Below are 13,073 nucleotides of genomic sequence, written 5' to 3'. Positions count from 1 at the left end.
TCAGTTGGATCGCAGCCCTCACCCCCCGCCCTCTCCCAGGGGGAGAGGGAGCCTGATCGCATCGATGCAAATGCCATCGTCTGACACAACAATCCGCATCGATACAAATCATTCCCCTCTCCTAGGGAAAAGGAGCCTGACCGCATCGATGCATGACTAGCTGCCAAACGCCGGGCCCTGCATCGATAGAGATCAGTCCCCTCTCCTGGGGGAGAGGGCTAGGGTGAGGGGGCTACGGCCTCAGCGACGCCACATCTCTCAAGCCTTCTTCTTGTACGCAATGCAGTCGATCTCGACCTTGCAGTCGACCATCATGCTCGCCTGCACACAGGCCCTGGCCGGTGCGTGCTCAGGCTTGAAGTACTCGCCGAAGACCTTGTTGAAACTGCTGAAATCCCGCGGATCGTCCAGCCACACGCCGGCGCGTACCACGTCTTCCAGGCCATAACCGGCCTCTTCGAGAATCGCGATCAGGTTCTTCATGGTCTGGTGCGTCTGCTCGACGATGCCGCCCACAATGATCTCGCCATCCACCGCCGGCACCTGCCCGGAAACGTGCAGCCAGCCATCGGCTTCAACGGCGCGGGCGAATGGACGAGGCTGGCCGCCAGCGGCGGTGCTGCCGGTGCCGTAACGAGTAATGCTCATGGGTGTTTCTCCTGATTGAAAAAGTGAAAAGTCAGAACCGCGTGCTTTTGAGAAATTCCGTCAGCCGCGGCGATTGAGGACGCTCGAACAGTTCCTTGGGAGGCCCCTGCTCTTCGATGCGCCCCTGATTCATGAAAACGATCTTGTCCGAGACCTCGAAGGCAAAACGCATTTCGTGGGTCACCAGCAACATGGTCATGCCGTCCTCGGCCAGACCCTTGATCACGTTCAGCACTTCGCCGACCAGTTCCGGGTCGAGGGCCGAGGTGACCTCGTCGAACAGCATCAGACTCGGGTTCATCGCAATCGCCCGGGCAATCGCCACGCGCTGTTGCTGACCGCCGGACAACTGGCCGGGAAAGTGATTGCGCCGCTCCAGCAGGCCGACCCGCTCCAGCCATTTCTCGGCCAGGACCACGGCTTCGTCCTTGTGCATCTTTTTGACTTTCAGCAAGCCGAGCGTGACGTTCTGCAACGCGGTGAGGTGCGGGAACAGGTTGAATTGCTGGAACGCCATGCCGGTCATCGCTCGATGGCGCGCGATGACTTTTTCCGGGTGGCGCACGCGTTTGCCGTTGAGTTCGTCATAGCCGATGGATTCGCCGTCGAGCAGGATCTGCCCGCCCTGGAATTCCTCCAGCATGTTCACGCAGCGCAACAGCGTGGTCTTGCCCGAGCCGCTGGAACCGATGAGTGTCACCACGTTGCCGCGCTGCATGCTCAGGTCGACGCCCTTGAGCACTTCGACCGCGCCGTATTGTTTGTGCAGGCCACGGATGTCCAGCAGGGGCTGACCGTTCTGGACGTTGGAAACTTGAGCTTGAGTCATGGCAGGGCCACCCGCTTTTCAATGTGCCGGCCGAGTAATTCGATGCCGTAGTTGATGACGAAGAACAGAAAACCGGCGAACAAGTAAAACTCCAGGGTCATGAACGTCCGGGCGATGATCTGCTGGGTGCTGAGCAACAGCTCGGCCACGCCGATCACCGACAGCAAGGTCGAGGCCTTGACGATTTCCGTGGACGAGTTGACCCAAGTCGGCAGGATCTGCCGCAGCGCCTGAGGCAACAGCACGTAGCCGAGGGACTGATAGAACGTCAGGCCGATGGCCTTGCCGGCTTCCATCTGCCCGCGTGGCAAGGCCTGCAACGCGCCGCGCACGATCTCGGCCACGTGGGAGCCGCAAAACAGCGTCAGCCCGAGTGCGCCAGCCTGAAACGCGCTGATCTGCCAGCCGAGCGCCGGTGCCATGTAAAAGCACGCCAGCACCAGCACGAACACCGGCGTGCCACGAATCAGATCGACATAAAAGCGGAACGGCGCGCGCATCCAGAACTTGCCGTAAGTCAGCACCAGACCGGCAAACACACCGATAACCGTACCAAACAGAATCGCCAGCGCCGACACCTGCACGCTGGTCAGAAAGCCTTGCCACAAGGCTTCGCGGGCAATCCACAACTCATGCAACCAACTGGGGGATTCGTACATCGCAGCCTCCTATCGGCGGATTGCCAGACGCTGCTCGAGGTAACGCAGCAGCATGGCAATGAGGTAACAGGCCGCGACATACAACGCCGTGGTCACCAGCCAGGTTTCGATCACCCGGTAGCTTTCGACGTTGATCTTGCGCGCGTAATAGGTCAGCTCCGGCACCGCGATCGCGGCGGCCAGCGAGGTGTCCTTGAACAGCGAAATGAAGTTGTTCGACAGCGCCGGCAGCACGTTGCGCAACATCACCGGCACGGTGACGTAGGCTTTCACCTGCCACTCGCCCAGGCCGATAGCCAGCCCCGCTTCGCGCTGGCCTTTGGGGATGCTCAACAGACCGCCGCGGAACACTTCGGTCAGGTACGCCCCGGCATACAGCGACAGGGTGATGATGAACGACGGGATCTTGTCCAGCCGGATCCCCAGGCTCGGTAACGCAAAGTAGATCAACAGAATCAACACCAGAATCGGCGTGTTACGGATCACCGTCACATACACCGATGCCAGCACCCGCAAGGCGCGATGCCTGGACAGCAAGGCAAACGCCATCAGCAGGCCGATCACGCAGCCGATGGCGATCGATACCAGCGCCAGTTCGAGGCCCAGACCGAGCCCCGCCAGCAAGGTGTCGAAATCGCGCCACACGGCGGCAAAGTTCAACTGATAGTTCATGGTCGGCAGTACCTTGAGCGGGGCGCATCAGGGCGCCCCACTCTCACGGGTTCATTTGAATTCGACAGGGAAACCGATGGCCGGCGATGGCAGATCGACACCGAACCATTGCTTGAACGACGCGGCGTAGGTCGGGAACTCCACACCGGTCATGGCTTCATGCAGCGCGGTGTTGACGAAGTTCAGCCAGTCCTGATCGCCACGTTTGACGGCACAGGCGTAGGTCTGCGGGCTCCAGGCGTACGTCGGGCTGCGATAGCGGCCAGGGTTCTGCACCATCAGGTATTTGACCGAGGACTGGTCGGTGGCGGCGGCATCGGCGCGGCCGGAGTTCACGGCCTGATACATCAGATCGACGCTGTCGTACTGATCGACCTTGGCCTTGGGCAGCGCCTGATGCACCAGCTCTTCGGCGTACACGTTCTGCAATACGGCTACGGTCACGCCATCACCACCGGCCTGCAGGTCTTCGATTTCCTTGTATTTGCTGTTGTTCGGCAGCAGCAGGCCGACGCCTTCGCGGTAGTACGGCAGGGTGAACGCCACTTGCTGCGCGCGGCTGGCGGTGACAGTGATGAACTGGCAGCTCATGTCGACCTTGTCGGTCAGCAGGTTGGGAATCCGCGCATCGGACGACTGCACCACGAACTCGACCTTGCTCGGGTCATTGAACAGACCTTTGGCCACGATCCGCGCGATGTCGATATCAAAGCCCTGCAACTTGCCGTCCGCGCCCTGAAAGTGCCACGGAGCATTGGTGCTGCCGGTGCCCACAATCAGCTTTCCACGGGCCAGGACGCTGTCGAGCTTGCTGTCGGCCGCCTGGGCCATACCCATGACAGCGGACGAAGCCGCGAGAACAAAAACACACGCTTTGAACAAGGAAGGTCGGCGATGCATGGCAAGCACTCCAGAGGATTGTTTATTCCGCTATACCGGAACACGGTTTGTTACTACGGAATAGACAGCAGAAAGTGTGCCACAGGATTCGCGGGGAATCTGCAATGGATTGAAATTTGTTTTGAATCAAAGAGATAAAAAGAAGGGTGAAACCCGTGTTACGCGAGGTGTCATCAACCCGCGCTACCGTTGGCTACACAGTGCGAGTATCTGGGCCACATTTCAGTGCGCAACGCACAAAAAATCGCGCGCGGCACCTGTCAACTCTGACAGTAGCCGCAGAAGCATTACCTGCCTTACCGTCAGCTTCATCCGGAACCGACGAACAGGTACGTCTCCATGCGCTCGACATCCGAATACTCGACCCTTGCGCCCGCCTACCGCAAAGCCTTGAAAACCAGACGATTGGTGGCTTTGTACTTCTACAGCGAGCAATGCCACGCCTGCCATTGGGCCAGCCGGGTATTCCGGCGGATTGCCGAAGGTTTCAAACCCTTGGCCGACAGCTACATGCTTGATGTCGACAAGTCACCCAGACACGAGCGCGTCTCTGGGTTCCCGACAATCCTGTTCTACAAAAACGGAAAGCTGCTGGAGCATTTGAAAGGAATCGGCGATGAGGAAATGCTGGAGCAATCCTTTATTCGCTACATCGGCAAGATCAAACCTGCGCCCGTACAACACAAGCCAAAACACGACACCGCCTGGCTTTACCAGGCTCTGAGAAATCTCCGCACCCTTCCCCGCACCTCTCCACGGAACTTTTCCTGAAAGTGCCACCTAAGAGCCATCAGGTAATGGCACCGTCGTTCCAATTGATCTGTAACAACTAGCCTCGAAGCCGGATTGGACAAGCTCCCATCCGGCTGCTTTTCTTTATTTCTCAGAAAGAGATAAGTGCTGCCGGCCCTTTGGTCGCAGCCTTGCTTCGTCCCAGGAGGGGTCAATGTCCTTTAATGTCATGATGGTTTTCGGTACTCGCCCGGAGGCCATCAAAATGGCCCCGCTGGCCCGGGTTCTGCGTCAGTGGCCCGACATCACACTCAACATCTGCTCCACCGGCCAGCATCGCGAGATGCTCACTCAGGTGCTGGATGCGTTCGAACTGACGGTCGACGAAGACCTGCAAGTCATGACCCAGGGCCAGACCCTGAACGGTCTGTCGCAGCATCTGCTCGCCCAGCTCGATCAGGCCTACGAGCGGGTCAAGCCGGACATCGTACTGGTCCACGGCGACACCACCACCAGCTTCATCGCCGCCCTCGCCGCCTTCAATCGTCAGTTGCCCATCGGTCACGTCGAGGCAGGCCTGCGTACCGGCAACCTGCGCGCGCCCTGGCCCGAGGAAGCGAATCGACGCCTGACCGGCGTGATTACCGACCTGCATTTCCCGCCGACCTCCAAGTCCGCCGCCAATTTACTGCGCGAAGGCGTACCCGAAGACAACATTGAAATCACCGGCAACACCGTGATCGATGCCTTGCTGTGGATGCGCAAGCACCAGCAGGAGATCGATTGGCATCCGCCTGCCGATTCGCCCCTGGCGGCGCTGGACGACCAGCGACGGATGATTCTGGTCACCAGCCATCGACGGGAAAATCTCGGCGACGGTTTCCGCAATATCTGCCAGGCGCTGGCCGAACTGGCCGAGCAATACCCGGACGTACAATTCGTCTATCCGGTGCACCTCAACCCGCTGGTGCAGGAGGTGGTGTACGGCATGCTGGCCGACAAACCGAACATCTATCTGGTGCCACCGCAGGACTATCCGAACTTCGTCTGGCTGATGGGCCGCGCGCACTTCATCCTGACCGACTCCGGCGGCGTCCAGGAGGAGGCCCCGGCGATCGGCAAACCACTGCTGGTGCTGCGCGACGTCACCGAACGCCCTTCCGTGCTGGAGAGCGGCACCATGCTGCTGGTCGGCACCGACAAGGCGCGCATCGTCAAGGAAGCCCGACAACTGCTGGACGACCCGGACACCTACGCGCGCATGAGCCGCGTGCACTTTCCCTATGGCGACGGTCACGCCAGCGAACTGATCGCCACCCGCCTCCACGCCTGGCTGAGCGCACGCTCGGCGGCGGGTAAAGGGGTATGAGTCTGGGTTGGGTCGATTTCTTCGCGTATGTGCTGTTCGGTCTCAAATATGTGGCGATTGCCCTCGCCCTGCTGATGTTCATCCTCGGGCTCGATGACCTGTTCATCGACCTCGTGTACTGGAGCCGCAAGCTCATCCGGCGCTGGCGGATCTACGAAAAATTCAAGCGTGCCGACGAGGAACGCCTGTATTCGATTCCCGAGAAACCGCTGGCAATCATGGTGCCGGCGTGGAACGAAGTCGGCGTGGTCGGTGAAATGGCGCGTCTGGCCGCCTCGACCATCGACTACGAGAACTATCAGATTTTCGTCGGCACCTACCCCAACGACGCCGAAACCCAGGCCGATGTCGACGCGGTGTGCCAGCACTACCCCAACGTGCACAAAGTGGTCTGCGCCCGCCCCGGCCCGACCAGCAAGGCCGACTGCCTGAACAACATCATCGACGCGATCCTGCGCTTCGAGAGCGAGGCGAAAATCCAGTTCGCCGGGTTCATCCTGCACGACGCCGAAGACGTGATTTCGCCGATGGAATTACGCCTCTACAACTACCTGCTGCCGAACAAAGACCTGATCCAGATTCCGGTCTACCCCTACGCGCCGGAGTGGAAAGGCTTCACCGCCGGGCACTACGTCGATGAGTTCGCCGAGAACCACGGCAAGGACGTCATCGTCCGCGAAGCCCTCACCGGTCAGGTGCCCAGCGCCGGCGTCGGCACCTGCTTCAGCCGTAAGGCCATCAGTGCCCTGCTGGAAGACGGCGACGGCATTGCCTTCGATGTGCAGAGTCTCACCGAGGACTACGACATCGGTTTCCGCCTCAAGCAGAAAGGCATGAAATGCATTTTCGCCCGTTATTCGGTCAGCGATCCGAAACTGGCGCTGGAGCAACCCTGGGTGTTCGGCATGAACCGCGAATTCTCTCAGGTGATCTGCGTCCGGGAACACTTCCCGCGTGACTTGCAACACGCAATCCGGCAGAAATCGCGGTGGATTGTCGGCATCGTGTTCCAGGGCACCAAGAACCTCGGCTGGAGCCGCAAGGGTCTGCTCAACTACTTCCTGTGGCGCGACCGTCGCGGGCTGATCGCCTACCTGCTGAGCTTTCTGGTGAACCTGCTGTTCCTGGTATTGCTGGCGATGTGGGCGGTGACGATCATTTCCCCGGACTCGTGGCGCTATCCCTCGATCCTCGCCGACAGCTCGCTGCTCTCGGTGCTGCTGTGGCTCAACGGCCTGATGCTGCTCAACCGCCTGTTCCAGCGCGGCTGGTTTGTCACTCGTTACTACGGTTTGGTTGAAGGTCTGCTGTCGGCGCCGCGCATGATGTGGAGCAACTTCGTCAACTTCTTCGCCAACCTGCGTGCCCTGCGTCAGGTCATGGAAATGGGCGATTCACGACGTGTGGCCTGGGACAAGACCACCCACGAATTCCCGGCGCTGACCAAGGCGCAGCGCACCCCGCTCGGCCATCGTCTGGTGGAAAAAGGTCTGCTTACCGAAGAGCAACTGGAAGCGGCGATCACCAGCCCCGTACGCCGTCGACTTGGCCGCGAACTGCTGCTGCGTGAGTACATCGACAGCACTCAACTGGTTCAAACCCTCGCCGAGCAGCTTGATCTCGAATGGGCGCCACTCAATCCGTTCAAGCTCGACAAGCGCCTGATCGATGCCGTACCGCGCCGAGTCGCCTCCCACTACGGCATTTTGCCGGTGGCCGAAGAAGGCGACACCCTGATCCTGGCCTCCGAAGGCCCGGTCAGCCAGGTCTCGCTGGGCGCCATCAGCCGTCAATTGCAACGCCCGGTGCGCAGCCGTCTCGCACCTCAGGGCCGCGTCACATTGGGGATTCGTTACTGGTACGCCAGCCCCCGCCAGAATGAGGAAGTGCGTCATATGCTCGAAGTGCTTGAGCGCCATCAGGACGATGAAGCCCTGCTGGAACGGGTCAGCCGCCATCAGGTGCTGCTGGGCAATCTGTTGCAGGTGCGCGGCATGGTGCCGCCGACCCTGTTCAATCAGGCGCTGATCGACTTCGATGCCGAGAACATGTCACTCGGCGAGCATCTGATTTCCCGGGGCATGATCACCCAGGAAGTACTGGAACAGGCCCTCGCCGATCAGGCCAGCGAACAGCAAGCCGCCTACCGCATTGTCCGGGAGGTCGCATGAAGCCTGTGCATCGTCAAACCCTGCTGATGGGCAGCCTGCTGCTGGGCCTGAGCACCGCGTATCCGCTGCAAGCGGCACCGCTGAGCGACTTTGAACAGTTCCGCAGCTACCCCTACATGGACCGCAGCTATCGCGAGGCGAAAAAGGGCAACTGGAAAGAAGTCGAACGGCTGATGCGCCACTTGCTGGAAAAGGTCCCGAAAAACGACGAGGCCCGGGCACTGCTGGTGGAGTCCCTGGCCAAGCAACGTCGTTACAAGGAAGCGCTGCAAGCCTTGCCGGACAACAGCGATGCCCTGCTCGACCTGCGCCTGACCTGGATCGAACAGGATCCGCCGACCAGCACGCAAGTTGAAAGCTGGATGGCCACCAGCAGCCTGAATGACCGCGTGCGCCTGTGGCAGGCCTACAGCCTGAGCCTGGCCAAGTTCGGCGGCGCGGCCAAGGCCCATGACTGGCTGGCACAACTGGCGCCCAAGGGTGATGACAATATCCTGCGCCTGGCCCGCGCCAACTGGTCGGAGCAATTGCGCGACTGGAGCGGCACCATCGACCAACTGGCGCCACTGGCCGCACGCAAACAACTGGACGCCGAAGGCTGGCAACGGCTGGCCAACGCTTACGTGCAACGCCTCGATGAAAAGCCGCTGCAGCAACTGCTGCAACAGGCGCCGAGTCCCGAGGCCGCACGCAACATTCGCCTGGCAATGGTCGATCGCGCCATCGCCATGGGTCACGAGCAACAGGCCCAGCGCTGGATGCAGTCGCTGCCGGCCAGCGATCTCGCCGATCCGGCGCAACGACAGCGGCTGTGGGAACTGGCACGCAAGACCGAAGACGTGCCCACCGTGCAGCGTCTGAGCAACGATCTGCAACGGCCTTGCCTGGAAACCGCCGAATGGCTATCACGCCAGGATCCGGAAGCGGCGCTCAAGCAACTGCGCAGCTGCACGCCGACGGACGATCCACAGACCTGGCTGGTACTCGCCCAGCGCCTGCAAGCCACTGACCTTTTGCAAAGCACCCGTCTACCGGAGCCTTGGGACAGCCGACGGCAAACGCAGGTGCTCGACATCTGGCAGGAGCAAGGTCGCAGCGCCGAGGTCAATGCCTGGCTGGCCGGGCAGAAACAGACGCCCGATATCGTCAAGCGCCGAGCCGAACTGACGCAGCGCATGGGACGGATGATTGAAGCGGAAACCCTGTGGGAACTGCATTACCGGCAAACCGGCAATCTTTCCTCGCTCAATCAGGCCACTTACCTGGCGGTAAATGCCGGTGATCGCGCGCACGCTCAACAGTTGCTGGAATCTGCGTTCGATCGTCATGGCGGACGTCTGCCGGCGACGGCGTTGCAGCGTCTGGCCGGTTTGTATGCCGCAGCGCCCTCCACGACACCGGAGCAACAGCGACGCATGGCGTTGCTGCTCAACCGGGTAGACGGTGCCACGCGCGGCCAACTGCTCGCACAACTCGCGGAGACCGGCCAGTGCGACGCCGTGCAGCAAGCCATCGGCAGCCACCCGCAAGCGGCTGGCGATTACCGCGCGCTCGGTCGCTGCGCCATGCCTGATCGCCCGGGTGAAGCCGTCGTCTATTACCAGCAGGCTGAAAAGCTCGGCGATCGCGGCAGTCGTCTGCCGCTGGCCTATGCCCTGGAAGCGGCCGGTGATTCTGCCGGCGCACTGACGATCTGGCGCAGCATCCCGACCGCCGAACTCAGCGACAACGCGCGTCTGACGGCCAGTCGCAGCGCGCTGAATGTCGGCGACAGCCAGACCGCGGAAACCTACTGGCAACAGAGCACCACTCGCGGCGCCAATGAGTGGGCCCTCGGCGCAGCCATCGCCGACGCACGGGGTGATCACGCCCAGGCACTGCAACGTCAGCGTCAGGCCCTGCAGCAGGCACCGGATGCCGGGCATTTCTACGCCGCGTCGGTCACCGCGCAAAAGGCCGGGGACTTGCCACAAAGCACCGCGTGGCTGGCCGAAGCGGTACGCCGCGAGCCGAACAACCCGCGTTATCGCGCCGACTACGGCATGCGTCTGGCCGGCGCCGAAACCCGCGAAGAGCGCGCCACGGCGATTCCGTATCTGCAACAGGCGACCCGGGATTTCCCCGAGGATTACCGCCTCGGCGAAACCCTGGCCTGGCGCTACGACGAAGTGGAAGACAGTGCCTCCGCACGCAAGGAACTGCGTCGGGTGATCGATCTGGAGCAGAACCCGGTGGCGGCCGATGACGAAGACGGCAGCATGGAAGCCAGGCGGTATCGCCAGCGACGCGCCCATGAAACCTTGTCCCGGCGTGACAATTTCACTGTTGCCAGCACCTGGTCACCGGCCGGGGTCTCGACCAACGACTTTCTGCGCCCGGATGACAGCGAAGGCAGCAAACGGGTTACCCGCTCGCAGAACGTTCAGGTCGCGATGTGGGATCACGCGCTGGGTGAAGAACCGAGTCGGGCCGGCAGTACGCTGTCGGTTTATGGCCGGCTGCTGTTCGGAGGCCAGGGTCGTTCCAGCTATGGCGAAACCTTCGCTACCGGCGTCGGCCTGCGCTACAAACCGTGGGGCACGGCCAACGTCAACCTGTATGCCGAAATCTACAAGCAAACCGGCGTCAGCGACGATGGCAGCGGCGGCATGCGCCTGGGGCAGTTGTTCAGCCCGGTGAAAGTCTGGGATCAGGGTCACGACTACGATCGCTTCGGTCGAACCAGCACCGACTACCTGCTGCGCGCCACCGCCTCATTCCTCGATCAGGGCAAATACCGCAACGATTGGCGCGTCGACGAGAACGAATGGGACGAGCGCTTTCTCTACCTCGATGCCGCATGGTGGACCAAGGCCGGCGATCACCAATGGCTGTCGCGTTTCCAGCAAGGTCACGCCTGGAAACTGCCGTTCAGCGGAGCCCAGACCATCATGCCTTACGGCTTCCTCGAATTTGCCAGCCAGGATCCGAGCAACGACTGGCGCCAGGACCTGCGCACCGGTGTCGGTCTGCGCTGGCAATGGTGGTACGACGAGGATCGCTACAACGCCTACCGTTCGAAACTGACGGTTCGCACCGAATATCAACAGTCGCTGGGCGGCAATCTGTATGAAGGCGGCAACGGTGTGTTGCTGGGCGTGGAGTGGAATTTCTGATGGCTCGATGGATGTTGTGTTTGTGCCTGCTGATGAGCGCCACTGTCGCCAAGGCCGATGAGCGGGTGTTCTATCAGCCGCTGAATGTCGATGCCGGCCTGACCCAGGCGCAGTGGCAGAAAGTCTGGCAAGACACCGCGAAACAAGGCACGCGTACCGTGATCGTGCAGTGGACGGCCTACGGTGACTCGGACTTCGGCGGTGCCAATGGCTGGCTCGCCAATAGTCTGAAACTCGCTCAACGACAAGGTCTGCAACTGGTGCTCGGCCTGGCGATGGACCCGGCCTACTACAAGCGTATCGATGAACTGGACAGCGCCGGTCTCGGCGCCTACTGGCAGGCGCAGTTGGGGCAGTCGCTGGCCCAGCAACAGAAGCTGCGTCAGGACTGGAGGCTGCCAGTCAGCGGTTGGTATCTGCCATTGGAGCTGGACGACCTGCACTTTCTGGCGGCAGATCGACGGGCCACGCTTCAGCGCCAGTTGAAGGACTTCGCCGCGAAGCTGGATGCGCCGCTGCATGTCAGCGCCTTCAGTGCCGGCAAGCTGGCCCCGGCGGTCAACGGTCAATGGCTGGGTGAATTGACGGCGGCCGGTGCACAGGTCTGGTGGCAGGACGGCGCGGGCACCGGTCGTTTGTCACCGCTGGTGCGCAACGGTTATGCCAGTGCACTGCCCTGCTCCGTGGGTATCGTGCGCGAGGCCTTCCGGCAAGTCAGCCGTGAGGGCGAGCCCTTCCGTGCCGAACCGGCCAGCCCGGATGCGACCTCGACCGGCTGCCATCAGAACGCGGTGTTTTCCCTGCGCTATCGACCGTGGGGCTCGGTAATCCTCGATAACCAACGCAAGCATCCGGGCAGCAATGTACAAAACCATTGAAGACGAAGTCCTGAAAAAGACCGCGCCTGCCGAGCTGTGGAGCGAGTTCATCCAGCATGAATTCGAGCGGCTGCACAGATTCTGCCTGCTGATTTATCTGGCGAGCATCAGTGTCTGGATAGTCTTCGATCTGATCGTCAGTTTCCTGGGCGGGCAAGGTTTTACCTGGCGATCGATGGTGTTTCTGACGGTATTTTCGATTCAGGCGGTCATTTTGCTGTTCACGCGAAAGGCCGCCCATTTCGACATCCTGAACATCCTGTTCATCGTTGCCATGACCCTTGGCGTGCGACTGCTGATCGACGGCCTTCCCGCAAGCTTTCAACCCGCGTGGCTGGTGCTGGGCGCTTCGAGCATGCTCTACAGCATCTCGGTTCTGCCCATCAGCCGCTGGTCGTTCTACACCTCGCAAGGGGTGATCTGGCTGGTGCTCAATCCGTTTTTTGGTACCGAAGTCGGGCTGTTCGAACTCAAAGGCGTGATGACCATCGCTTACGCCGTGTTTCTCTGCGGGTTGACGATCTATACGTTTTTGAAGCTGCGCGAGGCCAAGCTCTACAACTACATCATGTCCAAGCTGTTGCTGGACCAGGCCTACAACGACACCCTCACCGAAATCCCCAACCGCCGCTCATTCATGACCCGCGCCGGAAAAACCCTGCAAACCGTACCGCGCGAGCACGACCATTACCTGGCGATGATCGACATCGACAACTTCAAGAAAGTGAATGATGTGTACGGCCACGACATCGGCGATGAGGTGCTCAAGCGCATCGCGGCGGACATCAAAACCGTGATGTCACGCTTTGAATACGCACGATTGGGCGGTGAGGAATTTGCGATCTATCTGGCTGGGGTGCGCCGCGAGGATGTCGAGGCGCTGGCCGGGGAATTGTGCCGGGTGGTGCGTGAGCAACCGACCCGGCACCCGGTGACCATCAGCATCGGTCTGGCCCGGGTCGAAGATGACGACACCCTCAATCAGGCGCTGATCAAGGCTGACGAAGCGTTGTACGAGTCAAAGCATACCGGCAAGGACCGGTACACTTTTCATCAGTGA

11 protein-coding genes are annotated in these 13,073 nt (G+C 61.0%); 6 read left to right on the top strand and 5 right to left on the bottom strand.

The window, feature by feature from the left end; translation table 11 throughout:
* Positions 1-258: 258 nt before the first annotated feature.
* The 5 genes from M5G18_RS14315 to M5G18_RS14295 are packed head-to-tail and all read right to left on the bottom strand — an operon-like array spanning position 259 to position 3,708.
* Positions 259-648, bottom strand: coding sequence for a RidA family protein (locus M5G18_RS14315; protein ID WP_007912330.1), 390 nt, complete (start codon positions 646-648; stop codon positions 259-261).
* Positions 649-679: 31 nt separating this feature from the next.
* Complete coding sequence (locus M5G18_RS14310) at positions 680-1,477, bottom strand: amino acid ABC transporter ATP-binding protein (protein ID WP_273899624.1); 798 nt, start codon at positions 1,475-1,477, stop codon at positions 680-682.
* Entirely contained in the window at positions 1,474-2,136 is a 663-nt protein-coding gene (locus tag M5G18_RS14305) for an amino acid ABC transporter permease (RefSeq protein ID WP_007960241.1), read from the bottom strand. Before M5G18_RS14305 ends, M5G18_RS14310 begins: the two co-directional genes overlap by 4 nt.
* 9 nt (positions 2,137-2,145) lie before the next feature.
* Positions 2,146-2,808 (bottom strand): amino acid ABC transporter permease, encoded by a 663-nt coding sequence (locus tag M5G18_RS14300; protein WP_007960243.1) that lies wholly within the window; start codon positions 2,806-2,808, stop codon positions 2,146-2,148.
* A 51-nt stretch (positions 2,809-2,859) separates the two neighbouring features.
* Entirely contained in the window at positions 2,860-3,708 is an 849-nt protein-coding gene (locus tag M5G18_RS14295) for a transporter substrate-binding domain-containing protein (RefSeq protein WP_085603277.1), read from the bottom strand.
* Positions 3,709-4,047: 339 nt separating this feature from the next.
* Here M5G18_RS14295 and M5G18_RS14290 point away from each other — a divergent pair, with 339 nt between their 5' ends.
* The 6 genes from M5G18_RS14290 to M5G18_RS14265 all read left to right on the top strand — a co-directional run bounded on the left by M5G18_RS14290 (position 4,048) and on the right by M5G18_RS14265 (position 13,073).
* The gene (locus M5G18_RS14290; protein ID WP_273899625.1) at positions 4,048-4,479 is read left to right on the top strand and encodes a thioredoxin family protein; all 432 of its coding nucleotides are present in this window, start codon (positions 4,048-4,050) and stop codon (positions 4,477-4,479) included.
* A gap of 175 nt (positions 4,480-4,654) precedes the next feature.
* On the top strand, positions 4,655-5,809 hold the full coding sequence (wecB, locus tag M5G18_RS14285) for a non-hydrolyzing UDP-N-acetylglucosamine 2-epimerase (RefSeq protein ID WP_085603273.1): 1,155 nt from the start codon (positions 4,655-4,657) through the stop codon (positions 5,807-5,809).
* Positions 5,806-7,980: a cyclic di-3',5'-guanylate-activated glycosyltransferase NfrB gene (nfrB, locus tag M5G18_RS14280; RefSeq protein ID WP_273899626.1), complete on the top strand. Its 2,175-nt coding sequence runs from the start codon at positions 5,806-5,808 to the stop codon at positions 7,978-7,980. Before wecB ends, nfrB begins: the two co-directional genes overlap by 4 nt.
* Positions 7,977-11,135: an NfrA family protein gene (locus tag M5G18_RS14275; protein ID WP_273899627.1), complete on the top strand. Its 3,159-nt coding sequence runs from the start codon at positions 7,977-7,979 to the stop codon at positions 11,133-11,135. The genes nfrB and M5G18_RS14275 overlap by 4 nt, the downstream gene beginning before the upstream one ends.
* Complete coding sequence (locus M5G18_RS14270; RefSeq protein ID WP_273899628.1) at positions 11,135-12,013, top strand: DUF4434 family protein; 879 nt, start codon at positions 11,135-11,137, stop codon at positions 12,011-12,013. Before M5G18_RS14275 ends, M5G18_RS14270 begins: the two co-directional genes overlap by 1 nt.
* Positions 11,997-13,073, top strand: coding sequence for a GGDEF domain-containing protein (locus M5G18_RS14265; protein ID WP_273899629.1), 1,077 nt, complete (start codon positions 11,997-11,999; stop codon positions 13,071-13,073). The genes M5G18_RS14270 and M5G18_RS14265 overlap by 17 nt, the downstream gene beginning before the upstream one ends.

Origin of the sequence: Pseudomonas aphyarum (assembly GCF_028657055.1) — a bacterium.
In the GTDB taxonomy this organism is placed as follows: domain Bacteria; phylum Pseudomonadota; class Gammaproteobacteria; order Pseudomonadales; family Pseudomonadaceae; genus Aquipseudomonas; species Aquipseudomonas aphyarum.
This window is presented reverse-complemented; position numbering and strand designations above follow the sequence as displayed.

What these genes read in the sequence shown, in the direction of transcription:
- M5G18_RS14315 (WP_007912330.1), bottom strand. Translation starts at nt 648, where the DNA reads ATGAGCATTACTCGTTACGGCACCGGCAGCACCGCCGCTGGCGGCCAG.
- M5G18_RS14310 (WP_273899624.1), bottom strand. Translation starts at nt 1,477, where the DNA reads ATGACTCAAGCTCAAGTTTCCAACGTCCAGAACGGTCAGCCCCTGCTG.
- M5G18_RS14305 (WP_007960241.1), bottom strand. Translation starts at nt 2,136, where the DNA reads ATGTACGAATCCCCCAGTTGGTTGCATGAGTTGTGGATTGCCCGCGAA.
- M5G18_RS14300 (WP_007960243.1), bottom strand. Translation starts at nt 2,808, where the DNA reads ATGAACTATCAGTTGAACTTTGCCGCCGTGTGGCGCGATTTCGACACC.
- M5G18_RS14295 (WP_085603277.1), bottom strand. Translation starts at nt 3,708, where the DNA reads ATGCATCGCCGACCTTCCTTGTTCAAAGCGTGTGTTTTTGTTCTCGCG.
- M5G18_RS14290 (WP_273899625.1), top strand. Translation starts at nt 4,048, where the DNA reads ATGCGCTCGACATCCGAATACTCGACCCTTGCGCCCGCCTACCGCAAA.
- wecB (WP_085603273.1), top strand. Translation starts at nt 4,655, where the DNA reads ATGTCCTTTAATGTCATGATGGTTTTCGGTACTCGCCCGGAGGCCATC.
- nfrB (WP_273899626.1), top strand. Translation starts at nt 5,806, where the DNA reads ATGAGTCTGGGTTGGGTCGATTTCTTCGCGTATGTGCTGTTCGGTCTC.
- M5G18_RS14275 (WP_273899627.1), top strand. Translation starts at nt 7,977, where the DNA reads ATGAAGCCTGTGCATCGTCAAACCCTGCTGATGGGCAGCCTGCTGCTG.
- M5G18_RS14270 (WP_273899628.1), top strand. Translation starts at nt 11,135, where the DNA reads ATGGCTCGATGGATGTTGTGTTTGTGCCTGCTGATGAGCGCCACTGTC.
- M5G18_RS14265 (WP_273899629.1), top strand. Translation starts at nt 11,997, where the DNA reads ATGTACAAAACCATTGAAGACGAAGTCCTGAAAAAGACCGCGCCTGCC.